The 24,961-nt window shown below is 72.2% G+C and carries 17 protein-coding genes; 4 read left to right on the forward strand and 13 right to left on the reverse strand.

Annotated elements, in window-relative coordinates; all coding sequences use genetic code 11:
* Positions 1 to 126 precede the first annotated feature (126 nt).
* From ABD191_RS06700 to leuS, 8 genes are all read right to left on the reverse strand, one after another.
* The gene (locus ABD191_RS06700; protein ID WP_344078004.1) at positions 127 to 648 is read right to left on the reverse strand and encodes a hypothetical protein; all 522 of its coding nucleotides are present in this window, start codon (positions 646 to 648) and stop codon (positions 127 to 129) included.
* Positions 645 to 2,723: a galactose oxidase early set domain-containing protein gene (locus ABD191_RS06705; RefSeq protein WP_344078005.1), complete on the reverse strand. Its 2,079-nt coding sequence runs from the start codon at positions 2,721 to 2,723 to the stop codon at positions 645 to 647. Before ABD191_RS06705 ends, ABD191_RS06700 begins: the two co-directional genes overlap by 4 nt.
* Positions 2,720 to 3,898: a glycosyltransferase gene (locus ABD191_RS06710; protein WP_344078007.1), complete on the reverse strand. Its 1,179-nt coding sequence runs from the start codon at positions 3,896 to 3,898 to the stop codon at positions 2,720 to 2,722. The genes ABD191_RS06705 and ABD191_RS06710 overlap by 4 nt, the downstream gene beginning before the upstream one ends.
* On the reverse strand, positions 3,895 to 5,511 hold the full coding sequence (locus tag ABD191_RS06715; protein ID WP_344078009.1) for a glycosyltransferase family 39 protein: 1,617 nt from the start codon (positions 5,509 to 5,511) through the stop codon (positions 3,895 to 3,897). Before ABD191_RS06715 ends, ABD191_RS06710 begins: the two co-directional genes overlap by 4 nt.
* Positions 5,508 to 6,779, reverse strand: a complete 1,272-nt coding sequence (locus ABD191_RS06720) for a glycosyltransferase (protein ID WP_344078012.1) — start codon at positions 6,777 to 6,779, stop codon at positions 5,508 to 5,510. Before ABD191_RS06720 ends, ABD191_RS06715 begins: the two co-directional genes overlap by 4 nt.
* A 446-nt stretch (positions 6,780 to 7,225) precedes the next feature.
* The gene (locus tag ABD191_RS06725) at positions 7,226 to 8,113 is read right to left on the reverse strand and encodes a transglutaminase domain-containing protein (protein WP_344078015.1); all 888 of its coding nucleotides are present in this window, start codon (positions 8,111 to 8,113) and stop codon (positions 7,226 to 7,228) included.
* Positions 8,110 to 8,925 (reverse strand): transglutaminase-like domain-containing protein, encoded by an 816-nt coding sequence (locus ABD191_RS06730; protein WP_344078017.1) that lies wholly within the window; start codon positions 8,923 to 8,925, stop codon positions 8,110 to 8,112. The genes ABD191_RS06725 and ABD191_RS06730 overlap by 4 nt, the downstream gene beginning before the upstream one ends.
* 65 nt (positions 8,926 to 8,990) lie before the next feature.
* Positions 8,991 to 11,813, reverse strand: a complete 2,823-nt coding sequence (gene leuS / locus ABD191_RS06735; protein ID WP_344078019.1) for a leucine--tRNA ligase — start codon at positions 11,811 to 11,813, stop codon at positions 8,991 to 8,993.
* A gap of 395 nt (positions 11,814 to 12,208) precedes the next feature.
* Between leuS and ABD191_RS06740 the strand changes: the two genes are divergently transcribed.
* From ABD191_RS06740 to ABD191_RS06750, 3 genes are read left to right on the forward strand one after another with little or no spacing between them, the layout of a single operon-like run.
* On the forward strand, positions 12,209 to 13,258 hold the full coding sequence (locus ABD191_RS06740) for an AAA family ATPase (protein ID WP_344078393.1): 1,050 nt from the start codon (positions 12,209 to 12,211) through the stop codon (positions 13,256 to 13,258).
* 1 nt (position 13,259) lies between these two features.
* Positions 13,260 to 14,570 (forward strand): DUF58 domain-containing protein, encoded by a 1,311-nt coding sequence (locus ABD191_RS06745; protein WP_344078021.1) that lies wholly within the window; start codon positions 13,260 to 13,262, stop codon positions 14,568 to 14,570.
* Positions 14,567 to 17,020, forward strand: coding sequence for a transglutaminase TgpA family protein (locus ABD191_RS06750; protein ID WP_344078023.1), 2,454 nt, complete (start codon positions 14,567 to 14,569; stop codon positions 17,018 to 17,020). The genes ABD191_RS06745 and ABD191_RS06750 overlap by 4 nt, the downstream gene beginning before the upstream one ends.
* Before the next feature lie 177 nt (positions 17,021 to 17,197).
* Here the strand turns inward: ABD191_RS06750 and ABD191_RS06755 are convergent, their stop codons facing one another.
* From ABD191_RS06755 to ABD191_RS06770, 4 genes are all read right to left on the reverse strand, one after another.
* A complete protein-coding gene (locus ABD191_RS06755; protein ID WP_344078025.1) occupies positions 17,198 to 17,581 on the reverse strand; it encodes a DUF3040 domain-containing protein in 384 nt (127 codons plus the stop codon).
* 78 nt (positions 17,582 to 17,659) lie between these two features.
* Positions 17,660 to 18,934, reverse strand: coding sequence for a DNA polymerase IV (locus ABD191_RS06760; RefSeq protein ID WP_344078027.1), 1,275 nt, complete (start codon positions 18,932 to 18,934; stop codon positions 17,660 to 17,662).
* A 29-nt stretch (positions 18,935 to 18,963) separates the two neighbouring features.
* Positions 18,964 to 20,118: an alkaline phosphatase family protein gene (locus ABD191_RS06765; RefSeq protein WP_344078029.1), complete on the reverse strand. Its 1,155-nt coding sequence runs from the start codon at positions 20,116 to 20,118 to the stop codon at positions 18,964 to 18,966.
* A complete protein-coding gene (locus ABD191_RS06770) occupies positions 20,115 to 20,882 on the reverse strand; it encodes a methyltransferase domain-containing protein (RefSeq protein WP_344078031.1) in 768 nt (255 codons plus the stop codon). Before ABD191_RS06770 ends, ABD191_RS06765 begins: the two co-directional genes overlap by 4 nt.
* A gap of 386 nt (positions 20,883 to 21,268) precedes the next feature.
* Here ABD191_RS06770 and ABD191_RS06775 point away from each other — a divergent pair, with 386 nt between their 5' ends.
* Positions 21,269 to 21,535, forward strand: a complete 267-nt coding sequence (locus tag ABD191_RS06775; RefSeq protein WP_344078033.1) for a hypothetical protein — start codon at positions 21,269 to 21,271, stop codon at positions 21,533 to 21,535.
* On the opposite strand, the gene ABD191_RS06780 is transcribed toward ABD191_RS06775, so the two are convergent.
* The gene (locus ABD191_RS06780) at positions 21,507 to 24,863 is read right to left on the reverse strand and encodes an error-prone DNA polymerase (RefSeq protein WP_344078035.1); all 3,357 of its coding nucleotides are present in this window, start codon (positions 24,861 to 24,863) and stop codon (positions 21,507 to 21,509) included. The two genes, ABD191_RS06775 and ABD191_RS06780, sit on opposite strands and share 29 nt — an antisense overlap.
* Positions 24,864 to 24,961 lie beyond the last annotated feature (98 nt).

Here is a 24,961-nt window from a genome sequence, read left to right on the forward strand (position 1 = left end):
CGAAATACGGGATCAAGACCCCCACACAAGCCGGTGACCTGCGCTTGGCATCTGCGGGACCGGCCGGTAAGCCCGGCCGACCCGAACCGGGGTGGGGACGGCGACGCCGCTCCACCCCGGTTCGGCTCAGCAGGCCAGGCCGTCGGCGTCGCGGTCCAGCCGGTGGGTGTCGCGGCCGACCACCTTCAGCGGTGGGTAGCCGTGCTCGCGGAGCCAGGCGCACGTGTCCCTGACCCCCCGCGGGAACGTCAACGGCACGCAGGCGTTCGGGCCGGCGTAGTTGTGGTCGCAGCCGTCCTGGCCCACCGGCAGCGTCAGCTTCGCCGTGGGCGACGCGACCGGCGCCCTCGGCTTGCGGGTACCCGTCGCGAAACCCTGCACGAACGGCTTGGGGCCCCGGCTCTGCGGGGGCGATCCCGTGCGCACGGGTGGCGTGGTGCGCACGGGCGTGCCGCCCGGGCGCGACGGCGGCGCCACGCCGGTCATCCCGGCCGGAGCACCGGACGGACGCGCCGCCACGGGCACCATCGCGTCGGCGGCGGCACCCGCGCCGCGGGTGCTGCCCGACGCCCCCATCAGGAGGATCACCAGGACCACGGCGGTCAGCCCCAGCAGCGCGGAGCCCAGGGAGAGCAGTCGTTCCCTCATGAGAGGTTCACCCACTTAGCGACCGAGGGGACGCCGTTGGCGCCGAGGACGAAGAGCATGTACCAGCCCGGCGGCGCCAGGTTGGGGTTGCTGGTCACGTTGAGCCCCACGGTCGACCCGCTCACGCTCATCGGCAGCTCGATGGAGCGCTGGTTCGGGTCCGACGAGTGGGTCACCGCGGCCGGGCGGATCAGCATGGCCCGGGTCACCGGCGCGCTCACCGTGATCGTCTGGGTCGAGCCGTACGCCCAGGACGCGCTCGACAGGGTGCGGATCTGCGGCCGGCCGCCCTGGAACAGGTACGGCGGCGAGTAGATCGACACGTGCGTGGCGAACGTGCCGTTGCCCGGGTTGTCGCCGAACGCCATCACCCGGCCGTCGGGCAGCAGGAACGCCGACGAGTGGTAGGTGCGCGGCATCGGGTCGGTCGCCATGCCCGGCGTGAACGTGTTCGTCGCCGGGTCGAACATGGACGCCTCATACACGGGATCGGCGCGGTTGTGCAGGCCGCCGCCGGTCTCGAAGACCTTCCCGTCGGGCAGGATGACCGCGCTGACGTACATCTTGCCCTGCGCGCCGGTCTGCGGCACGCCGCCGGTCATCGTGCCCTGCGGCAGCAGCGGCCCGGCCACGTAGGTCGGGTCGACCTGCTTGAGGTCGATGATGTCGGTGTACCGGTTGGCGTCCGGGTTGGTCTCGATGTTGCCGCCGCCGAGCGTCATGACCCGCTGGTCCTGGGCGGGCGGCAGGAGCAGGCTGGCCGACTGGTCGCGCTCGTCCTTGCTCTGCAGGCCGGGCACGTCGGTGACCGAGCCGGTGGCGTAGTCGTAGATCGACGCGCCGGTGCCGGGCAGGCCGTTGCCGAACACGTGACTGCCGGAGTAGAACAGCCGCCCGTCCTGCATGAGGATCATCGACGGGTACAGGCCCCAGAAGCGCCAGGTCTGGTTCGCCTCCCACAGCGCGAGCCAGCGGTTCTCCGACGCCTTGTAGTACTCGGTGGCGACCGTGCCCGACGAGTCCTCCCCCAGGCCGCCCAGCGACAGCACGTCGCCGTTGCCGAGGATGGTCGCCGACGGGTACCAGTGCCCCGCGTTCATATCGTTGACGCGCGTGTAGGAGTTGGTGGCCGGGTCGTAGACGTAGGAGTCCCTGAGCCCCTTGTAGCCCACCGTCCCGTCGACGCTCGGGTAGTCCTTGTTGCCGCCCATGACGAGCACCTTGCCGTCGCTGAGCTGCACGTGCCCGGCGCAGAACAGGTCGGCCGGCGTCGGGACCTCCACGAACGTCCCGGAGTACGGCTGATAGAGGGCGGTTTTGAAGGTCCCCGCCGCGAACAGGTCGGTGTCGTTGCCCGAGCCGGCGATGAGCAGGACGTTGCCGTTGTGCAGTACGACGGCGTGCATCGCGCGGGCCGGCGCGTCGAACGGCATGACCTGCCACACGCCCTTCGTGCACGCGTCACCGGCGCTGCACTGCGTGCCCGGCGTCGGCTGGGTCGCGTCGACCATGGCGTAGTCGTCCGTGAGCAGCGTGCCGGCGCCGTAGATGGTGACGCCCCAGGTGATCTGGTCGGTGCCCGGCGGCACCGGCGGGGTGCGCACGGTCTTCTTCGTGTAGCTGCCGGCCACCTCCAGCGACGCCAGGTCCGTCCAGTACTGCCAGCCGTTGGCGACGTCGTGGCGGAACATCGTCATGACGGTGTCCGGCGTGGTCGTCTGGTACCAGACCGACAGGTCGTACTGGTGGCCCGGCGTGACGTTGGGCGCGCACGACGGCGACTCGAGCATCATCGCCTTGCGGTCGCCGTCGACCCGGTTGGCGACGGTGATCGACATGGCGTTGCCGCCGGAGTGCGCGTTCGTGGTGAGCGCCCACGTCACGTCGTTGGTGCCCCAGCCCGACTTCTCCCAACAGACGGGGAACCCGTCGTCGACAACTTCCAGGTCCCCGTTGACGAGCAGATTCGCGTCGGCGAAGGCCGCCGACGACGGCATCGCGGCCGTGATGAGCAGCGTGAGGACCAGGATGCGCCGCGTCGCGCGTTCCCAGCGTCGTGTCGGGCCTGAGGTCATGGCGTCTCCCACACCGAGGGTGAAGGCTTCGAGGTACGGACGTAGACGAGCCGGTCGAGGATCAGGAACCGGACCAGGAACATGACGGCCAGCGTGATGGCCGTGCCGCTCAGGTAGCCCAGGCCGAGATCGCCGACGAGCAGCGCCAGCAGGGGGATGCGGGCCACCAGGTCGACGTTGCCGAGCACGGCGAACTGGCCCATCCGGCTCCACAGGCTGCGCCGCCTGCGGCTCCGGAAGATCAATCTGTCGGTCAGGACGAAGTTCCAGCCGATCGCCACCTGGTTCGCGATGACGGCCGCGGTCAGGTAGTGCACCCCGAAGACGGCGGTGAGCAGCTGGAGCGCCACCAGGTTGGGCAGCACCCCGGACACGCCGACGGCGGCGTACCCGAGCATGCGCAGCTGGCTGTCGCCCACGCGGAGCGTGGCCAGGTGCCGCAGGAACCGCAGGCCCTCCGACAGGCTGGACTTCGACTCCCCCGCGAACCGGGTACCGAAGCTGAACGGCACCTCGACGACCTTGCGCGGCTTCGCGCGGACCATCAGTTCGAGCAGGATCTTGTAGCCGAGCGGGCGCAGCGCGGCCGGGTCGAGCGCCGTCGCCCGTACCGCGAAGAAGCCGCTCATCGGGTCGCTGACCCCGGCCAGCGTGCGTCCGAACATCGCCTTGGCCAACCGGGTGGACCCCTGCGAGACATAGCGCCGGTAGGCGTTGGCCAGGCCGTCGCGGGTGCCCCCGTCGACGTAGCGACTCGCCACGACAAGGTCGGCGTCGGCCTCGTCGCCGGCCGCCACGAGCTGCGGCACCAGGTCCGGCGGGTGTTGCAGGTCGGCGTCCATCACCACGACCCAGGTGCCCTGCGCCCGGCGCAGGCCCTCGACCACGGCGCCGCCCAGACCGCCGGTGGCCTCGGCCCGGTGGTGGACGGTCACGGTGACGTCCAGCTTCTCGGCGGCCGCCCGGATCGCGTCCACGGTGTCGTCGGAGCTGTCGTCCACGAAGATCAGCTCGGTGTCGACCGGGACGGCCGCGACGAGCCGGCCGAGTAACTCCTCGACGTTGTCCCGCTCGTTGTACGTGGGCACGACGACGGAGATGTGCGGCGGATGGACACCGGCGGCCGGCGCGCCCACCGCCCGGGTCACCCCTTCGCGCTGCGCCACTGTGGTCATTGCGCCTCCTGGTCGACTCGTCGGATCTCGATGCGGTCGTCGCCGGTGCCGAAGGTGACCACGACGTGCGAATGGGTCAGCACGGCAGCGACGTTGGGCAGGATGTTCGGGTCGGCCCGCATGGCCGGGGACGAGATGACGTAGTCGACGCTGCGCCAGCCGCGTGGCAGGGTCGCCGTGACCGCGGTGTCGAGGTCGAGCTTGTAGAACCAGATGACGCGCTCGCGCTCGAACCCGGCGTTGACCGCGTCGAGCCACAGCACGTCGTCGAGCACGACGCGGGCATGCGGCTCGACGGGGGCGTGCGCGCGCAGCCAGACCGCGGTCGCCTCGTACCCGGAGTTGTCCGCGCGGGTGACGGCCCGGCCGAGGCCGGTCGTCCAGACCGGCACGACGAGCACGACCGCGGCGACCGTCGACGCCACGAGCAGCGCCACGCTGGCCCGGTACCGCCGCCCGTGGCGGAGCGGATCGACGGCCAGCAGCCGGCGCGCCGCGATCTCCACGAGCCCGACGGTCGCGATCGCGAAGAACGGCAGCAGCCCGATGACGTACATGGCGGGCAGGTAACCGCCGGGGCGCACCACCATCACCGCGAGCAGCACGGCCGCCAGCGCCGGCGCGCGCAGCCGGCGGACGAACAGTCCCGCGACGACGGCGATCGCGCCGGCCACCGGCAGCACCCAGTCGTAGAACAGCCACGACTGCACCAGCTTGTTGGCCGATGAGCCGGCCTCGAACACGCTGCCCGAGCCGGTGCGGTTCTGCAGTTGGAACTGCCACGCCCCGATGAGGGAGACGTGGTCCGGGCCGGGGAACAGCTCGCCCTTGAGCAGGGCGTACAGCGGGAAGAACACCCCGACCAGCGCGAGGCCCGCGGTGGCACCGACCAGGGAGTACCCCCGAAGGCCCCGCAGCGTGCCCTGCCACAGCGCCACCGCGACCGCCGGCACGGCGACCAGCATCGTCTCCTTGGACAGCACCGCCACGGCCGCGGCCGCGCCCGCCGCCACGTGATGCCACAGGTGCTTGCGCGGCGACAGCGCCAGCACGAGCGCCGCGAGCAGCCACGCCACCGCGAAGGTGTCGAGGAACAGCTGCCGGTACAGGGTGACCGTCAGCGGCGACAGGCCGAGCAGCAGCAGCGCGGCGGCCGCCGTCGGCCGGGCGAAGCCCAGGCGCCGGGTCAGCACGTACGTGAGCGCGAGGATGATCGCGACGACCGGGACCATCGCGTAGCGGCCCGCCGCCACCGCGAGCGCGTCCGGGGCCACGGCCGCCGGCAGCCAGGCGAGGGCCGCGAGCTGCAGCCAGCCCACGGGCGGGTGGTCGTACCAGTACGTGTAGTGCGCCAGGCCCAGGCCCTCCCGCACGGCCCACGCCTGCGCGAGGTAGGTGCCCTCGTCGTCGCTCGCGCCCGGGAAACCGCCGATGTTGGGCAGATAGACGCAGCCGACGACGGCGACCAGCGCGGCCACGATCACCGCGTCGCGGGACGGCCACCGGCGCAGCGGCGCGGTGACGAGCACCGCGACCCGGCGGGCCCGATCGCGCAGCGGCGGCCGATCCTCCGGCGGGACCTCGACAGCGGGCGGCTCGGCGAGGGTCGTCATGCCGCGGCGCCCTCGAGAACGGGCTCGCCGCCCTGCGGCAGATGCGCGCCGACGTGCTTGGTCAGTTCCCAGTTGTTCTTACCGGTCCATTCCCGCCACACCGCGCGCACCGCGGCCAGCGACAGCACGAGCGCGTACGGGAATGCGCCCAGAACCAGGCGGGCGTAATGCAGGGCGCGGATACGCAGCCCGTATTGCTGCCCGAAGTCGCGCAGCCCGACTATCTGGAACATCAGAGTGGCGATCATGGGCACGACAGGCGTAAATGTGAGCAACGCAACATTCACCGGCACGTCCATCACGAGGCCGATGTAGAGGCCGATCGGAATGGCGACAGCGGAGAACGCCTGCACGAACGGACCGGTCAATGTATAACGCGCGAGCATGCGCTGGCGCATGGTCGGCAGCCGCTTCCAGTCGCGCTTGCGCAGCACCTGCAGGAAGCCCTGATTCCAGCGGGTGCGCTGCTTGAGCAGGCTCATGAGCGTGTCGGGCGTCTCCTCCTTGGTCACGATCGCCGACTCGTACGCGACGACCACCTTCGCGCCGACGCACGACAGCCGTACGCCCAGGTCGCAGTCCTCGGCCAGGCACGTGCCGTCCCAGCCACCGGCCGCGCGCAGGACCTCCGTGCGGACGAAGACGGTGTTGCCGCCCAACGGGATGAACCCCTTGCGCGCGTGCAGGTGCAGCCGGCTTCGGAACCAGAAGAAGTACTCCAGGCAGTTGTGCAGGCTGAACCAGCTGGAGTGGAAATTGATCAACTGCACGCCGCCCTGAACGACGTCGGCGCCGGTGGCCCGGAACGCGCTGTCGACGTGGGCGAGCAGGTCAGGGTGCACCTGGTCCTCCGCGTCGAACACCCCGACCACGGCGCCGCGGCAGTGCGGCAGCGCCGTGTTGAGGGCCTTGGGCTTGTTCTTCGGCACGTTCGTGTCGGTGATCACGCGGATGCGCGCGGGGTCCGTCGCCGCGATCTTCTCCGCGACGGCGGCCGTGCCCGGGTCGTCGTGCCCGACGATGATCAGAATCTCCAGGTCGGTGTGCGTGGCGGTCATCAGGCGCGCGACCGTGTGCTCGAGGACCTCCTCCTCGTGGCGGGCCGGCACCAACAGGGAGAACGTGAGGTCATGGGTGCCGTCCGGCGCGGCGAATCTCGTGGCGGCCAGGGTCTCGGGCGTACGCCAGGCGTGCATGGTCCACCACAGCGTCATCGCCGCGAAGGCAAATAAGAGCACGGACATGGCAGCGAGCATGACGGCAGGCATTGCCCTCCCCTTCACCAGGAAATGCGACCACGATTGGCACTCGGATGACACCAGCAATTGCCATGAGACGAAATTGCCGAGCAAATAGTCAAGGCGCGCCACAGGGATTTAACTGCCCGAGGGAATCACTGTCGAGAACAGGACTCACGGTTGTTACAGACACCGGCACGCGCTCCGGAAATTCGGGCGAATCGAGCGCCGACATCGAATAATCACAGGTCGGAGATCTGGCTTTAACATTCAGCGCACCCTACCCCGGGCAGGACACGTGAAATTGATTCTTCATCGCGAGAAAGAGTGAATAGGCGCCGACGACGCATCGCATTCACACAATGGCAGTACGCATGAAACGTCGGATGTTTGTTTCACTCACCCGTGAGGTGACGCGTTCCGGACCCGCTGGCGGAGGATCACCAGTCGGCGACCATGGGACCCGCCCGGGCCGGTTACGGGGCCGGGTGAATGGATATCAGGGCCAGGTCGCGGCGGGAGGTCAGGTCGCCGGGGCCGCCGCGGGCATAGGTGCCGGAGGTGGGGGCCACGTCGGCGTAGTCGCGGCCCGTCGCCACCGTGACGTAGCCGGCGTGGGCGCGGCGGGCGTGGCACGGGTCGAAGGCGACCGCCTCGGCACCCGACGGGTGGGCCACGATGACCTCCACCCACGCGTGCGTGCCGCCCTGGCTGAGCAGGTGCCCGGACACGTAGCGGGCCGGCACCCCGGCCGCCCGGCAGGCCGACACCATGATGTGCGCGTAGTCCTGGCACACCCCCCGGCCCGCGGCGAGCGCCTCGGCCGCTGTGGTCTCGACCGTGGTGACGCCGAACTCGTACCGCATGCGGCGGTGCGTCTCGACGCACAGCCGGTCGGCGACGGCCAACGGGTCCGGGCCGTGCGCGCGGGCGTCAGCGGCGAGGGCGAGCAGCGCGTCGTCGGGCTCGGTGAGCCGGCTCGCGAGCAGGTGACGCGGATCGCGCAGCGCCGTGGCGGGCAGCAGCACCGGCCCCGCGCCGCGCACCCGCTCAAGGATCGCCTGGAGCTGGAACTCCACGTACTCCTCGACGTGCGCGACCGTGAAGCGTACGACCGTGTTGCCCATGGCGTCGCGGACCGTGCGCCGCCTGGCGGCCGCGCCCTCGACGGCGACGCGTGCGCCGCGCAGGTGCACCTCGCCGTGCCGGGTGGGCGGCACGACGACCAGCCGGTGGCGCAGCGACTCGATCGGGGTCGCGTAGGTGTAGCGGAACGTCTGACACAGCCGGAAGGTGAGGCTGTCCGCGGCGGCGAGGTCGAGCGCGGTGTGGTCGAGGGTCGGCGCGTCACACAGCGGGTTCACGGGGCCTCCTCGTCGGCCCACACCACCATGGACTCCAGCCGCGGCGCGCCGAACGTCGTCGCCATCGCCACGTCGGAGGCGTCCCGGCCGCGACCGATGAGGATGCGGCCCTTGCGGGCGGCGTTGTTGCGCGGGTCGAACGTCCACCAGCGGTCGCCGAGCCAGACCTCCATCCACGCCGCGAAGTCCATCGGCGCCGGGTCGGGCGGCACGTCCATGTCGGGCAGGTAGCCGAACACGTAGCGGGCCGGGATGTTCAGCGCGCGGCAGAAGGTGATCGCCAGGTGCGCGAAGTCACGGCACACGCCGAAGCCGGCCTCGTACACGTCCGCGGCCGTGGTGGTCGCGGTGCTACTGCCGTAGCGGAAGGTCACCCGCTCGTGCAGATGATCAATAATCGCCTGTACGCGCCGGTAGCCCGGCGGGTGGTTGCCGAACTCCCGCCAGGCCACGTCCCCGAGCACGTCCGGCAGGCAGTACCGGCTGGGCAGCGTGTAGAGCAGCACGTCGTCGGGCAGTTGCTCGGGCGACAGCTCCGGGGCGTCGAGGTCGACGTCCTCGGTGCTGTCCGGCACGAGCGCCAGCGCGTCGTAGCGCAGCACCGACCGCCCGGCCGGCAGCACCGCCCGCAGGCACGGGTTGCCGTAGTGGTCGACGTAGCGCCGGGTCACGATCTCGGGCTCGGTCGACCACTCCTGCCGCGCGAGCGTGACCGGGGCCTCGTCGCGCGGTTGCACCTGGAACACCGTCGGCGTCGGCTGGGCAGCGTCGTGCACGAACTCGCACCCGATACGTACCGCGCGACGATTCATCCATCCATGGTGCGTCATGCGTGTTAGGACCGGGTTAATCGGCCGCCCGGTCACCGCCCGCGTGCCTACGCGACGACGCTGACCATCCGACCCGGCACGACGATCACCTTGCGGGGCTCCTTGCCGCCCAGGTGAGCGGCCACCTCGGCCAGGGCCGCCGCGCGCACCGCGTCCTCCGGCGCGTCGGCCGCGACCTCGATGCGACCGCGGACCTTGCCGTTGACCTGCACCGGGTACGTCACGGACTCGGCGACCAGCAGGGCCGGGTCGGCCTGCGGGAAGTCGGCGTACGCGATCGTGGAGTCGTGGCCCAGGCGATGCCACAGCTCCTCGGCCAGGTGCGGGGCGAACGGGGCGACCATCAGGGTCAGCGCCTCCGCCAGCGCCCGGGGCGTGCCCGCCGCGCCGACCGCGGTGGCCCGGTTGGTCAGCTCGATCAGCTTGGCGATGGCCGTGTTGAAGCGCAGCTCCGCCATGTCGGCGCGGACGCCGTCGATCGTGCGGTGCAGCAGCTTGTTGGTCTCGTCGTCGATGGGCGCGTCCGTCACCCGCAGGGCGCCGGTGCTCTCGTCGACGATCAGGCGCCACACGCGCTGCAGGAACCGCTGCGAGCCGATCACCGCGCGGGTGTCCCAGGGGCGCGACACATCCAGCGGGCCCATCGACATCTCGTACACCCGGAAGGTGTCCGCGCCGTACTCGGCGCACATGTCGTCCGGGGTGACGACGTTCTTCAGGGACTTGCCGATCTTGCCGAACTCACGGTTGACCGGCTCGCCCCGGTAGAAGAACTGGTCGCCGACCTGCTCGACCTCGCTGGCCTCGACGTAGGTGCCCCGCGAGTCCGTGTAGGCCGGGGCCTGGATCATGCCCTGGTTGAACAGGCGCCGGTAGGGCTCCACGCTGGACACGTGGCCCAGGTCGTACAGGACCTTGTGCCAGAAGCGCGCGTACAGCAGGTGCAGCACGGCGTGCTCGGCGCCGCCGACGTACAGGTCGACGCCGCCGATGTCGCCGTCCGGGCCCATCCAGTACCGCTCGATCTGCGGGTCGGCCAGCTGCGTCTCGTTGGTCGGGTCCAGGTAGCGCAGCTCGTACCAGCAGGAGCCCGCCCACTGCGGCATCGTGTTGGTCTCGCGGATGTAGGTGCGCGGCCCGTCGCCCAGGTCCAGCTCGACCTCGACCCAGTCCTTGCGGCGCGACAGCGGCGTCTCCGGCGAGGTGTCCGCGTCGTCCGGGTCGAAGGTGCGCGGCGAGAAGTCGTCGACCTCGGGCAGCTCGACCGGCAGCATCGACTCGGGCAGGGCGATCGGCAGGCCGGAGTCGTCGTAGACGATCGGGAACGGCTCGCCCCAGTACCGCTGGCGGCTGAACAGCCAGTCGCGCAGGCGGTACGTGACCGCGCCCGTGCCGTGCTCGTTCTCCTCCAGCCAGGCGATGATGCGCGCCTTGGCCTCGGCGACGCCCAGGCCGTCCAGGGAGATCCCGTCGGCGGAGCTGTTGATTGCCGGGCCGTCGCCGGTGAACGCCTTGCCGTCGAAGCCCGGCGTCGGCTGCACCGTGCGGATGATCGGCAGGTCGAAGACCTCGGCGAACGCCCAGTCGCGTTCGTCCTGGCCGGGCACCGCCATGATCGCGCCCGTGCCGTAGCCGGCCAGGACGTAGTCCGCGATGAACACCGGGATCTGGGCGCCGTTGACCGGGTTCGTCGCGTAGGCGCCGACGAAGACGCCGGTCTTCTCCTTCGCGTCGGCCTGCCGCTCCACGTCCGACTTGGCGGCCGCGAAGCGTCGGTACGCCGAGACGGCCTCACCCGGCGTGGCGTGCCCGCCCGTCCACGCCTGCTTCGTGCCCGCCGGCCAGACGTTCGGGATCAGCTGGTCGACCAGCTCGTGCTCGGGGGCCAGCACCATGTACGTGGCGCCGAAGACCGTGTCGGGCCGGGTGGTGAAGACGCGGATGGGGCCCGCGCCGGTCGGGAAGTCGATGTGCGCGCCCGTGGAGCGGCCGATCCAGTTGCGCTGCTGCAGCTTGATCGGCTCGGGCCAGTCCAGCAGGTCCAGGTCGGCCAGCAGCCGGTCGCCGTACGCGGTGATGCGCATCATCCACTGCTTCAGGCTCCGCTTGAAGACCGGGAAGTTGCCGCGCTCGGAGCGGCCGTCGGCGGTGACCTCCTCGTTGGCCAGCACCGTGCCCAGGCCGGGGCACCAGTTCACCGGCGCCTCCGACACGTACGCCAGGCGGTAGTCGTTGATGATCCGCCGGCGCTCCACATCGGACAGGTGCGCCCAGGCCCGGCCGTCGGGCGTCGGGCGGCGGCCCTCGGCGAATTCACTCTCCAGCTCCGCGATCGGCCGGGCCTTACCGGCGTCCGCGTCGTACCAGGAATTGAAGATCTGCAGGAAGATCCACTGGGTCCAGCGGTAGTAGGACACGTCGATGGTGGCCACCGAGCGGCGCGGGTCGTGGCCCAGGCCCAGCCGCCGCAGCTGCTCGCGGTAGCGCACGATGTTGGCCTCGGTGGTGATCCGGGGGTGCTGGCCGGTCTGCACCGCGTACTGCTCGGCCGGCAGACCGAACGCGTCGAAGCCCATGGAGTGCAGCACGTTGTGCCCCGTCATCCGCTGGAAGCGGGCGAAGCAGTCCGTGCCGATGTAGCCCAGCGGGTGCCCGACGTGCAGGCCGGCGCCGGACGGGTACGGGAACATGTCCAGCACGAACAGCGGCGGGGCGGTCGCCCGGGGGTGGTCCGGGTCGGCCAGGTCACCGGACGGGTTGGGGGCGTTGAAGGTGCCGTCGGCGGCCCAGCGGCGCTGCCAACGCGACTCGATCTCGTTCGCCAGCGCCGCCGTGTAGCGGTGGGCGGGGATCTCGGCGTCCTGCGTCATGGTCTGCTTCCTATCCTCGTCTAGAACCATCATGAGCCGGGGCTGGACATAAAAAAGCCCCTCGCGCAGGAGGGGTGGCCGTGCCGACGTGGAGCCTGGTCAGCACGGCTCGATAAGAAGCAGGAATGTCCCGGCCATGCCCGCAGTGTACCGCGTCGCCCGGCGGGCGCTCCACCGCGGAGGGGCGGAGAGCTTTGGCCGTCGATATGGTCATTCGTCGGGCACCGACCGGACATTCGCGTTCGGCAGGTACCCACAAGGCGTGGTTAACCTGTAAGGATGCGGGGGTCTTCGCGGGAAGGCACGTCCGCTCACGCACTTCCCGCGAACCGATCTACGCGCCCGTGCGTCGTTACCACGAGGCGTGGTTCGACGAGGAGGAGACGCCGGTGACGATTCCGCAGCGCACGGGGGATGAGCTCGGCGAGCCGTTGAGCCCCGAGGAATTCGGCCGGCAGGCCAGCGCGATCGTGGCGAACATCGAGCAGGTGATCGAGGGCAAGACGGCCACGGTGCGGCTCGCTCTGGCCGTCCTGCTCGCCGAGGGACATCTGCTGATCGAGGACGTGCCGGGCGTGGGCAAGACCAAGCTCGCCAAGGCGCTCGCCCGCTCGATCGACTGCTCGGTCCGCCGCATCCAGTTCACCCCCGACCTGCTGCCCAGCGACGTGACCGGGGTGAGCGTCTACAACCAGGAGACGCGCGAGTTCGAGTTCAAGCCGGGCGCGGTGTTCGCCAACCTGGTGGTCGGGGACGAGATCAACCGCGCCTCGCCGAAGACGCAGTCCGCCCTGCTGGAGTGCATGGAGGAGCGGCACGTCACGGTCGACGGCGTCACCTACTTCGTGCACACGCCGTTCATGGTCGTGGCGACGCAGAACCCGATCGAGATGGAGGGCACGTATCCGCTGCCCGAGGCCCAGCGCGACCGGTTCACCGCCCGCATCGCCGTCGGGTACCCCGACCAGCAGGCCGAGCTGGCCATGCTGGACCACCACGGGGGCCACGACCCGCTCGACGACCTGAACCCGGTCACCGACGCGGTCACCGTCCGGCGCATGATCGCCACGGTGCGCGACATCCACGTCGCGCCGTCGGTGAAGCAGTACGCCGTGGACCTGGTCACCGCCACGCGCGAGTCGACCGACCTGCGCCTGGGCGCCTCGCCCCGGGCCACGCTGCAGCTGCTGCGCACCTCGCGGGCCGTCGCCGCGCTCGACGGGCGCGACTACGTGCTCCCGGACGACCTGCAGGCCCTGGCCGTGCCCGTTCTCGCGCACCGGATCATCCCGACCGCCGAGGCGCAGCTGGCCCGGCGCACGACGGACGCGATCCTGGCCGACATCATCCACCGGCTTCCGCTGCCGGTTGAGCGCCCACGCCCCGCGCTGAGCCCGCGCACCGGCGGCGAGCACCGCTACGACACGGACGGCCGGAGGCGCTGACGTGCGCACCGCCCTACGCGGCCTGACCACCCGCGGCCGGTCGTTCCTGGCGGCGGCGGTGGCGGCTGGCCTGTCCGCGGTCATCCTCGGCGAGAAGGACCTGCTGCGGGTGGCCGTGCTGCTCGCCGCGCTGCCGCTGCTCGCCGCCCTGTACGTGGGCCAGACCCGGTTCCGGCTGTCGTGCATCCGCTGGATCGAGCCGGTCCGCGTGCCGGTCGGCTCGCCCTCGCGGATCATGCTGCGGCTGACCAACCTGTCCCGGCTGCCCACGGGCACGCTCATGCTGGAGGACCGCCTCCCGTACGCCCTGGGCAGCCGGCCACGGCTGGTCCTGGAGCGGCTGTCGGGGCAGGGCTCGTCCACGGTCGCGTACACGGTCCGGGCCGAGATGCGCGGCCGCTTCGACGTCGGCCCGCTGGCCGTGCGGGTCACGGACCCGTTCGGCCTGTGCGAGCTGACCCGCGCGTTCTCCACGGTCGGCAAGCTCACCGTGGTGCCGCAGACGGTCGACCTGCCCAACGTGCGCCTCGCCGGGGAGTTCGCGGGCGCGGGCGACAGCCGGGCCCGGTCGGTCGCCGTGCACGGCGAGGACGACGTCGCCACCCGGGAGTACCGCGACGGGGACGACCTGCGCCGGGTGCACTGGCGCTCCACCGCGCGCGTCGGGGAACTCATGGTGCGCCGCGAGGAGCAGCCCTGGGACAGCCGCGCCACGGTCGTGCTCGACACCCGCAAGCAGGGACACCGGGGCGACGGGCCCACCGCGAGCTTCGAATGGGCCGTCTCCGCCGCGGCCAGCATCGCGCTTCACCTGCGCCGCAACGGGTACAAGGTGCGGCTCGTGACCGGCGGCGGGCTCGACATCGACGCCGCCGAGCGGGCCGGCGAGGGCGTCATCCTGGACGGGCTCGCCGAGGCGACGACCTCGGCGGCGCACGACATCGGCACCCTCGTCGAGCGGGTCCGCCGCCGCTCCGACGGCGGCATGATCGTCGCCGTGCTCGGCCAGCTGACGGTCGCCGAGGCGGAACTGCTCGGCGCGCTGCGCTCGTCGGGCACCACCTGCCTGGGCCTGCTCATCGACGCGACGAGCTGGCGGCCCCCGCCGGACGCGCAGCCGGACCCCGTGCACGACGCGGCGGCCGTCACGCTGCTGCGCGGCGGCTGGCGGCTCATCGGCGTCAGCCACGGCGCCTCCCTTTCGGCGCTGTGGCCGCAGGCGGCGCGCGGCACGCAGGGCTTCGCGCTGCGGGCCACCATGGCCGAGACGGTCTCCCGGGTCACCACCCCCGTGGGCGGGGAGGCGCGATGAACAGCCGCCACCACGTGGCCGTCATCGGCGGCATCGTCACCATGCTCGGCTCGATGAGCCTGCTCAGCATCTTCTCGTCGTGGAGCTGGTTCTTCTACGCCAGCGGGGCCGTCATCGCGGTCGTCGGTACCGCGATGATCGCGCGCAGGCTGCGCGTCCCCCTGTGGGGCCAGACCCTGCTCATGATGGCCGCCCTCACGGTCATCCTCACGCTCTACTTCCCCACCGGCGCGGAGTTCGTCGGCTTCATCCCGACCGCGGAGACGTTCCGGCACTTCGGCGAGCTGCTCGGCGAGGCCGGGGCGGCCATCCAGCAGGAGGCCGTGCCCGTCCCGGACCTGGACGGGCTGCTGCTCATCGTCACGCTCGGCATCGGCGGGGTCGCGATCATCGTCGACCTGTGCGCGGTCGGGCTGCGCCGCCCGGCCCTGGCCGGCCTCGCCCTGCTGGCCATCTACTCCGTACCGGTCGCGGTGCTCACCACGAGCGTGTCGTTCATCCAGTTCGGGCTCGGCGCGGCCGGCTTCCTGTGGCTGCTCATCACCGACAGCGTCGACCGGGTGCGCCGGTTCGGCCGCCGGTTCACCGGCGAGGGCCGCGACATCGACGTGTGGGAGCCCTCCCCGCTCGCCGCGGCCGGCCGCCGCCTGGGCATCGTGGGCATCGTCGTCGCCGTCCTGCTGCCGGTCGTCACGCCGGGCCTCACCACCGGGCTCATCGACAAGCTGCGGCCCAACGGCGGCACGAACGGCACCGGCACGGGCGCCGGAACAGGCGGCAGCGGCGCCGTGGACCTGACCGCGATGCTCACCGGGTCGCTGCAGCGCGATCGGCCGTACCCGATGGTCCGGGTGACCAACTCCGACCCGACGCCCTACTACCTGCGTTTCGGCGTGGCCGACCAGGTCAACGAGAACGGCTTCACCAGCCGGGTCGCGGCCGGTAACCGCGCGCTGCCCAACGACCCCGACCGGGCGCTGCCCCGCATCGAGGGCACCAGCCTGGAGAAGGGCAGCGCCCGGATCGAGATCGTCGACTTCGACATGCCCCTGGCCCCGATCTACCTCGAGGCCATCGACATCGACGGGCTGGACCCGACCTGGGGCCTCGACCGGCGGTTCGACGTCGTGGCGTCCCGTCAGTCCAGCACGGTCCGCAAGTCCTACACCGTCACCTACAGCCGACGCGTCTACACGGCCGACGCGCTGCGCCGGGCCGGCACCTACCTCAACGACGAGCAGGTCACGCTGACCACCGTGCCCCAAGTCCAGGAGATCACCGCGCTGGTCAAGCGGCTGACCACCGGCAAGGACACGCAGTACGACAAGGTTCGGGCCCTCTACAACTACTTCGGCCCGGAAAACCGGTTCGTGTACAACCTGAACGTGCCCAAGGGCGACAGCGGCAACGCGATCGTCGACTTCCTCAGGGGCAGGCAGGGATTCTGCGTCCAGTACGCGGCCGCCCTGGCGTGGCTCGTGCGCGCCGCCGGCTACCCGGCCCGGGTCGCCTTCGGCTTCACCCGCGGTGAGAACGCCATCAACGGCCAGGTCACGCTCACCAACCGCAACCTGCACGCCTGGACCGAGGTGTACTTCCCGAACCTCGGCTGGGTGCCGTTCGACGCGACCCCGTCGGCCAGCGTGCCCGGCTCGGTCGACCCCGGCTACGCGCCCGACCTGGTCGACACGACGACGCCGGGCGCGCAGGACGATCCGGACACCGGTCCCAGGTCCACGGCGGAGGCCAGCCCCGGGCCGACCGACCCGGAGGCGGGGCCGGAGGATCCCGGCGCGGCCGGTGGCGGTGACAACGGCGCCCCCCTGTGGGTCTGGCTCACCGGCCTGGGCGTGCTGCTCGTCCTGGTGGTCCTGGCCGCCCCGGCGGTCGGCCGCGAGCTGCTGCGCCGCCGCCGACGGTCGCGCCACCAGCAGGTGATCGCCCTGGACGTCGCCACGGCGGCCGGCGGGGGCGGGCCGAGCGACCTGCTGTCGTCCGCGGACCCCCAGGGGATCGCCCAGGCCCGCCACGACGCCCACCAGGCGTGGGCCGAGCTGCTCGACACCATGACGGACTTCGCCATCCCCGTCGACCCGACCGAGACCCCCCGCGCGACGGCCGACCGCCTCGCCGCCGTCACCGGCACGGACACCGACGGCGAGCGGGCGGTCACCAAGCTGGCCCGCACGGAGGAGTTCGCCCGGTACGCCCGCCGGCCGCTCGTGCCGGACGGCCTCGACGAAGCGGTCCGCCGCGCCCGGGACACCTTCGCCGCGCAGGCCACCCGTTGGGAACGCCTGTCGGCGACCTTCATGCCCCGCTCCACCGTGCTGCGCTGGCGGCTACGGTGGCTGCGCGCGAGCGGCTACACCGTGGCCCGCACGGGTCGGTGGCGCGACCGGCTCGCCGCCCGCCTCAGCCCGCGTCGCCTGCTCACCGGCCGCCGCTAGGGCCCCTGCCGGCGGTGCCGCTCCGGGGCGCCGCCGGCGTGACGGACGCTCCCGACCGGGGCGCCACCCACCCCGGCGCCGCCGGGGGCGCACAAGGGCGAGCGCCGCGCGTCCGTCGCGCGCCTGGGTTAGGCGGCAACGGACACGCGGCGCTCGTGAGCCCGCGTGCGGGGGGCGCTAGAGCTGGTCTTCGGGGCGCTGGCGCCAGCGGTCCTCGAGGCGGTCGATGAGAGACGGGCGCCGCCCCTTGGTGGAACGGCTCGCCGTGCCTCCGACCGAGCGCAGCTCGGGGTGGCGGGCGCGACGCACCGACTGGATCGCGAACGCGACCGAGCCGAGCATGACAACGAAGCCGGCGACGCCCAGCAGTGGCAGCGGAGCGGCCACGCCGTAGATGAGCAGGGCGAGACCGACCAACACCCCGAAGCCCGCCAGCAGCACCCGTCGCCTCGCATGGAAGCGCGGGTCACTAGCGCGCACGGCTGAGGCGAACTTGGAGTCCTCAGCCAGCGACCGTTCGATCTGCTCGAACAGCCGCTGCTCGTGTTCGGACAGCGGCACGGCACTCCTCCCCGGTCCTCATGCCGACCTCGTGGGATCGGCAGACCGCCAGCAGCCGATCGGCCGCATAGGGCAAGTCTACGAGGGGGGCAGCGGGTCGGAAAGCGGATCGATGATGCGTTCTTGGCCAACTGTTGAGACGAGGCTCGCTGGACGGATCATGCCCGGCCCGAAACGGACAGCTACGGCGTCCGCGGCACGCTCCGCCTCGCGCCATCCGACCTCGCGGTCGCCCAGGGTGAGCTGCCGTGACATTGCGTCGACCTGGCCGAGTGACTCAACTCGCACCCCGACGAGGCGCACCGGGGAGGTCGGCGCGAGCGCGCGGAAAAGCTGCCACGCCGTGTCGAAGAGTTCCCGCGCCACGTCCGTGCCGGTGTGCAGGGTGCGCGAACGGGTCAGCGTGGTGAAGTCGGCCAGCCGGACCTTCAGCGCGACAGTGCGTCCGGCCTGGCCAGCGGTGCGCAGCCGGCCCGCGACCGTGCCGGACAGGGCCAGCAGCGTGCGGCGGATGACCTGCGGGTCGGTCACGTCGGTGTCGAACGTCGTCTCCGCGCCGATCGACTTCTCGACCCGCTCAGGGGTCACCCGGCGGGGGTCGTGCCCCGCCGCGAGCGCCGACAGGTGCGCGGCGGCGGCGTTGCCCACGGCGTGGCGCAGCATGCCGGCCGGCGCCGCCGCGACATCGCCGATCGTGGTCAGGCCGAGCCGGCGCAGCGTCTCGGCCGTACGGTCGCCGACGCCCCACAGCGCCTCCACCGGCAGCGGATGGAGGAACTCCAGCGTCGCGGCGGCCGGCACGACCGACAGGCCGTCCGGCTTGGCCCGGGTGGAGGCGAGCTTCGCGACGTACTTCGTGGCGGCCACGCCGACCGAGCAGGTGAGGCCCTGTTCGGCGGCGATGCGCCGGCGCAGCTCGGCCGCGATCTCGGCCGGCCGGCCGAACAGCTTCGTCGCGCCGGCGACGTCGAGGAAGGCCTCATCGACGGACAGCGGCTCGACCAGCGGCGTCACGTCCCGGAAGATCGCCATGATGGCGGTCGACGCGGCCTGGTAGGCCTTGTGATCAGGGTGGATGTAGATCGCGTGCGGGCACAGGCGACGGGCCCGGGCGGTGGGCATCGCGCTGCGCACCCCGTACTCCCGGGCCTCGTAGCTGGCGGAGCTGACCACGCCGCGCGGACCGACGCCGCCGACCACGACGGGCCGGCCGGCCAGTTCGGGCCGGCGGCGGATCTCCACGGAGGCGAAGAACGCGTCCATGTCGACGTGCAGGATGGGGCAGCCGGTGTCGTCCCCGTCCGGCCCGTACGCCCCGGACGAGGAGCCGCGGATCTGCTGGCTGCGCCCCATGGGGGGAGGTTATCCGGCCCCTGTGACTGTCAGGTACGGGCGACCAGCAGCGGGATCGTCATCTCCAGCGCGGTGACCGACCCGTGCACGGCGACCTGCCGGCTCACGGACGCCGGGGAGGTTTGGGTGGCGAGCAGCACGGTGCGATCCCGGCAGATCGCCACGACGTCGCCGACGCGCTGCAGGTGCGCCTCGCTGACCGGCCCGAACAGGCCCTCGGCCACGGCCTCGTCGCGGGGCAGCACCCACGCGTCCCCGCCGAGCACCCCGCGCCAGGTGGCGAGCACGTCATCGGCGGCGCCGGGCAGTGTGTGCAGGTAACGGACGCGGGGCTCGCCGGCCAGGACGCGCAGCCCGTCGCGCAGGCCCGGCTCGGTGTCCACGTCGACGCGCCGGCCGCCGGCCACGTTGAGCTGCCCGTGGTCGGCCGTGACCAGCAGCGCGGCGTCCGCGGGCAGGCCCTCGACGAGACGGGCCACCATGCGGTCCACGTCGCGTACGGCGTCGAACCACTGGGCGGACCCGACGCCCGTCTCGTGTCCCCAGCGGTCGACGTCCGGGACGTACCCGTAGACCAGCGCCGGGGCGGGCGCGGTCGCCAGCGCGTGCAGCATGCGCGCGGCCACGGCTTCCGGGTCGGCGGCGCCGACGAACTGCCCGCCGCGCCACGCCGCCGTCGTCAGCCCGCTGCCGGCGAACTCGGGCTTGGCCACCACGTACGAGGCGACGCCGTGGTCGGCGGCCACGTCGAACTGGGTGCGCAGCGGCTGCCAGCGCAGCGGGTCGGGGTCGTCGTCCCAGCGGATGTGGTTGAGCACCCGGTCGGTGCCGGGCACGTTGAGCAGGAAGCCCACGAGCCCGTGCGCGCCCGGGGCGGCGCCCGTGCCGAGCGACGCCAGGCTGGTCGGCGTGGTCGACGGGAAGCCCGAGGTCAGGGTCCTGGACCGGGAGTCGGCCGCCAGGGCGGCCAGCGCCGGCGCCCGCGGCGCGGCGATCGGCAGCTGGTGGTGCCCGAGGCCGTCGACGAGCAGCACGGCGACCTTGCGTACCCCGGCCAGCGGGCCGGTCGACAGGCCGATCGGGTCGCTGGAGCCGGGTACGCCGAGCGCGGCCAGCGCGCCGGGAAAGAGGTCGGCCAGGCTCGCCTCGCCGTACCGGGGCGAGACGGTCTCCAGCCCGCTCACGGCCGGCGGGCCAGCAGGTGCAGCTGCGTGGCGATGTCGCGGTAGGGCGAGCGGCCGGCGGCGGTCAGCTCGAACGCCAGCAGCGCCTCGTGCTCGCGTTCCAGCACGGCGCCCGGCACGAGGTCCGCGACGACCCGTACGCCGTGGATCTCCACGACCGTGAGGCCCGCGGCGGTGAGCAGGTCCGTGGCCTCGGCCACGTCGAAGCGGCGCCGCACCGCGCCGCGGCCGCCGCCGCCCGACGCGGGCTCGCGGCGCTCCCCCGGCGCCTCGCGCAGCAGCTCCACGGCGGCGTCGACCTGCCCGTTGATGGCCCGGGCCAGCGCGGCGGCCACCCGGTTGGCGACCACCACGCTCGCGGCGCCGCCCGGGCGCAGGATCGTGGCCAGCGCCGTCGACACCCCGGCCGGGTCGTCGACCATCTCGAGCAGGCTGTGGCAGAGCACGAGGTCGGTGCTGTCCGGCGCGACCAGGTCGGCGAGGGCGTCGCCGTCGCCCTGCACGGCCGTGACCCGGGCGTCGACGCCGGCCTCCGTGGCCCGACGGGTCAGCGCCGCGAGGGCGTCGGGGCTGGCGTCCACGACGGTGACGTGGTGGCCGAGCTGGGCCAGGGGCACGGCGAACCCGCCCGTGCCGCCGCCGACGTCGACGACGCGCAGCCCGGGACCGCCGAGCCGGTCAAGCTCGCCGCTCAGCACCTGCCAGACCACCGCGGTGCGCGCGGCGGCGTGGGGGCCGGCGGGCGCGTGGGTCGAACTGCTCACCCTGCGAGAGTAGGCCACCGGTCCGCGCGTCGCGTTCGCCCACCCACGTGGGTACGCGGCCGCGAAGGCGCGGCCATGACATGCGACCCTGGCGCAAAAGGACCAGTGAATGAACATAGGGTTGCACATATTTAGGTGGACATGCACCATTGCGTGGCACCCATTGCCACAGACGTTGCCGGTCGTTGGTTCCTTTATACGACGACCAAGCGTTACGTGTCATGACCCCTGCGTAACCCTTCCCCCTTCATGCACGATCCAATGAGACCAGTCGACCGATAGGTTACGTGCGAGTACCGCCTTACCATCGGTCCGTCCCGGCCCTGAAGCTGAGGAGTAGTGGTGCTATGCCGTCTTCGCACCGCGACCCGACGGACCCGCCAGCGATGGCCAGTCTGGACCTGCGCGACGTCACCGCCCGCATCGACTACGACGAGTTCGGTGAGCCCGTGCTCGTGGTGACCGACGGCGAGGTCACCATCGAGTTCACCGGCGGCCTGCGCGGCACGTCGATGACCGCCGCGCTGGGGGCCCGGCAGCTGTCGACGGCCGCCAACGACTACGCCGAGACCGTCCGCGCGCTGCTGCGTGGTCGGCCCAACGCGCTCGGTGAGTCGGCGCCGCTCAGCGGAAGTCACGCGACCGGCCGGTGACCGGCAGGGCCAGCGGTTCCAGGTGGTCGGCGACCAGGTTCACCACACTGTCGACGATCTCCAGCCGGCCCCGCACGAGCATCGCCTGGGCCGTGCGCGCCACCCGGCGGTAGCGGTGCCATAGGCCGGGCGAGCAGACGACGTTCAGCATGCCCGTCTCGTCCTCCAGGTTGAGGAACGTGATGCCGCCGGCCGTCGCCGGGCGCTGCCGGTGGGTGACGATCCCGCCGACGAGCACGCGCTCGCCGTGGCGACGGTCCGGCAGCGCCCGCACCGGTAGCGCGCCGCGCCGGGCCAGGGCCGCCCGGGCGAACCCCACCGGATGGGCGTCCGGCGACAGGTTGATCGCCCACACGTCCGCCACCATGCGTTCCACGTCGTCCATGCCGGGCAGCGCGGGCGCGCGTACGCCCGGGGTTGTCCCGGCGAGGCGGTCGGGCCGCTCCTGCGCCGCGGCCCCGGCCGCCCACAACGCCGCGCGGCGGTCCAGCCCGAAGCAGGCGAACGCGTCCGCGGTGGCGAGCGCCTCCAGCTGCGCTGTGGTCAGCGGCCGGCCGGTCGCGGCCACGCGCCGGGCCAGGTCCCGCAGGTCCCGGTACGGCCCGCCGCGCGTGCGTTCCGCGACGATCCGTTCGGCCAGCTCCGTGCCGATCGTGCGCACCTCGGCCAGCCCGAGGCGCACCACCGGCCCGCCCACGCCCCACAGCGTCGGCGGCGACCCCGGCCCGTTGCGCGGCCCGCCCGGCTGCGCGGGCGGCTCCAGGGTGCACGGCGCGTCGCTGGCGTTGATGTCCGGGCGGCGGAACGTCACGCCGTGCCGGCGGGCGTCGTCGACCAGGCTCTGCGTGGAGTAGAAGCCCATCGGCTGGGCGTTGATGAGCGCCGCGCAGAACGCCGCCGGGTGGTAGCGCTTGAACCAGGCGCTGGCGAACACCAGGTACGCGAAGCTCATCGCGTGGCTCTCCGGGAAGCCGTAGCTGGAGAACGCGGCCAGTTTGAGGAACAGGTCGTCGGCGAGCTGCCCGGTGATGCCCCGCTCGGCCATGCCGTCGTAGAGGCGCTGGCGCAGCCGGCCCATCCGCTCGGCGGAGCGCTTCGAGCCCATGGCGCGGCGCAGCTCGTCCGCGCCGGCCGCGTCAAACCCGCCCACGTCGATGGCCATCTGCATGAGCTGCTCCTGGAACAGCGGCACGCCCAACGTCCTTTCGAGGGCCTTCGTGAGCAGCGGATGCGGCGGCGTCGGTGCTTCCCTGCCCTGCCGACGGCGGATGTAGGGGTGTACCGAGCCGCCCTGGATCGGCCCCGGCCGGATCAGCGCCACCTCGACGACCAGGTCGTAGAACTCCCTGGGCCGCAGCCGGGGCAGCGTCGCCAGCTGGGCGCGGCTCTCCACCTGGAACACCCCGACCGCGTCGGCCCGGCACAGCATGTCGTAGACCTCGGCGTCGGCCAGGTCGAGCGTGCCCAGGTCCATACCGGGGTCGACGAAGTCCATCGCGGAGCGCAGCGCGGCGAGCATGCCGAGCCCCAGCAGGTCGAACTTGACCAGACCGGTGGCCGCGCAGTCGTCCTTGTCCCACTGCAGCACCGTGCGGCCGGGCATGCTCGCCCACTCCACCGGACACACCTCGATGATCGGCCGGTCGCAGATCACCATGCCGCCCGAATGGATGCCCAGGTGGCGCGGGAAGGTCAACAGCTCGTTGGCGTACTCGATGACGTGCGGCGGGATGTCGTCCACGTCGGCGGCCGCGACCCCGCCCCACCGGTCGATCTGCTTGCTCCACGCGTCCTGCTGCCCGGGCGGGTAGCCGAACGCGCGGGCGATGTCGCGCACCGCCGAACGCGGCCGGTAGGAGATGACGTTGGCGACCTGGGCGGTGTGCCGGCGCCCGTACCGCGCGAAGACGTACTGGATGACCTCCTCGCGGCGGTCGGACTGGATGTCGACGTCGATGTCGGGCGGCCCGTCGCGCTCCGGCGCGAGGAACCGTTCGAACAGCATCTCCCAGCGCACCGCGTCCACATTGGTGATCCACAGCGCGTAGCAGACGGCCGAGTTCGCCGCCGACCCGCGCCCCTGGCACAGGATCCGGTTGTCCCGGCAGAACCGCACGATGTCATAGACCACCAGGAAGTACCCCGCGAAGCCGAGCTTATCGATCATGTTCAGCTCGTGGTCGATCTGTTTGTACGCGTCGGGGCGCTGCTCGCGGGTGCCGTAGCGCTGCCTGGCCCCCTCCTCGACGAGGTGGCGAAGCCAGGTCATCTCCGTGTGGCCCGGCTCGGGCAGCGGGTAGTCGGGCAGCTTCGGGGCGACCAGGCTCAGGTCGAACGCCAGCTCCCCGGCCAGGGCGGCCGCGTTGGTGACCGCGTCGGGATAGGCCGCGAAGCGGCGCGCCATCTCCGCCCCGGCGCGCAGGTGCGCGGTGGCCGCGGCGGGCAGCCACCCGTCGAGCTCGTCGAGGCTGCGCCGCGCTCTCACCGCGGCCACGGCGGTGGCCAGGCGCCGGTTGCGCGGGTGCGCGTAGTGGACGTTGTTGGTGGCGACGACGCGCAGCTTGCGGCTGCGCGCGAGCGCCGCGAGGGCGTCGTTGCGGTCGCTGTCGGTCGGGTCGCCCAGGTCGGTCAGCTCGACCGCGACGTGCCCGGCGCCGAACAGGTCGACCAGCCGGTCGAGCTCCCACGCCGCCGCCTGCGGCCCGTCGACGCGCAGCGCCTCGGGCACGTGGCCCTTGCGGCAGCCCGTCAGCAGCTGAACGTGCCCGCGCAGGGCGTCGGCGGTGCGTTCCAGGTCGTACACCGGGCGGCCCTTCTCGCCGCCGGCCAGCTGCGCCTCGGCGATGACCGTGCCCAGCCGGGCGTACCCGTCCGTGCCCCGGGCCAGCACGAGCAGGTGGTTGCCGGCCGGGTCGGCCTCCCCGTTCTGCCGCTTCGGCAGGCCCATCGACAGTTCGGCGCCGAAGATCGTGGGCAGCCCGTACGCGGCGGCGGCCTCCGCGAAGCGGACCACGCCGTAGAAGCCGTCGTGGTCGGTGACCGCGAGCCCGGTCAGTCCCAGCCGGACCGCCTCCTCCACCAGCTCCTCCGGCTGGCTCGCCCCGTCGAGGAAGCTGAAGTTGGTGTGGCAGTGCAGCTCCGCGTAGTCCACGGTGGACTCGTCGCGGACGACCTCGGGGGCCTCGTACGGCGGGCGCTTGCGGGTCCAGGCGGGCGTGTCGCCGCCGTCACCGTGGTCGATGGTGATCGGATCGTGCACGACGGGCCCGCGCCCCGAGAGCACGCGCTCGACCTCCGACCACGGCACCGGCGGGTTGTTCCAGCCCATCAGTGGCCCCGATCCGGGACCGCACTTTTGTGGAACCGCTGTGGAACCCCTATGGACGTTTGGTAGCAACACCCGCCGCGACGACACATGTCCACCGG

The sequence above is a fragment of the Luedemannella helvata genome (genome assembly GCF_039528415.1).
Lineage (GTDB): Bacteria > Actinomycetota > Actinomycetes > Mycobacteriales > Micromonosporaceae > Luedemannella > Luedemannella helvata.

Bases quoted from the DNA above. Each gene is read 5' to 3' on its own strand.
- ABD191_RS06750 (WP_344078023.1), top strand. From the start codon at position 14,567: ATGAACAGCCGCCACCACGTGGCCGTCATCGGCGGCATCGTCACCATG.
- ABD191_RS06715 (WP_344078009.1), bottom strand. From the start codon at position 5,511: ATGACGACCCTCGCCGAGCCGCCCGCTGTCGAGGTCCCGCCGGAGGAT.
- ABD191_RS06710 (WP_344078007.1), bottom strand. From the start codon at position 3,898: ATGACCACAGTGGCGCAGCGCGAAGGGGTGACCCGGGCGGTGGGCGCG.
- ABD191_RS06780 (WP_344078035.1), bottom strand. From the start codon at position 24,863: ATGGGCTGGAACAACCCGCCGGTGCCGTGGTCGGAGGTCGAGCGCGTG.
- ABD191_RS06760 (WP_344078027.1), bottom strand. From the start codon at position 18,934: ATGGGGCGCAGCCAGCAGATCCGCGGCTCCTCGTCCGGGGCGTACGGG.
- ABD191_RS06775 (WP_344078033.1), top strand. From the start codon at position 21,269: ATGGCCAGTCTGGACCTGCGCGACGTCACCGCCCGCATCGACTACGAC.
- ABD191_RS06720 (WP_344078012.1), bottom strand. From the start codon at position 6,779: ATGCCTGCCGTCATGCTCGCTGCCATGTCCGTGCTCTTATTTGCCTTC.
- ABD191_RS06730 (WP_344078017.1), bottom strand. From the start codon at position 8,925: ATGAATCGTCGCGCGGTACGTATCGGGTGCGAGTTCGTGCACGACGCT.
- leuS (WP_344078019.1), bottom strand. From the start codon at position 11,813: ATGACGCAGGACGCCGAGATCCCCGCCCACCGCTACACGGCGGCGCTG.
- ABD191_RS06700 (WP_344078004.1), bottom strand. From the start codon at position 648: ATGAGGGAACGACTGCTCTCCCTGGGCTCCGCGCTGCTGGGGCTGACC.
- ABD191_RS06705 (WP_344078005.1), bottom strand. From the start codon at position 2,723: ATGACCTCAGGCCCGACACGACGCTGGGAACGCGCGACGCGGCGCATC.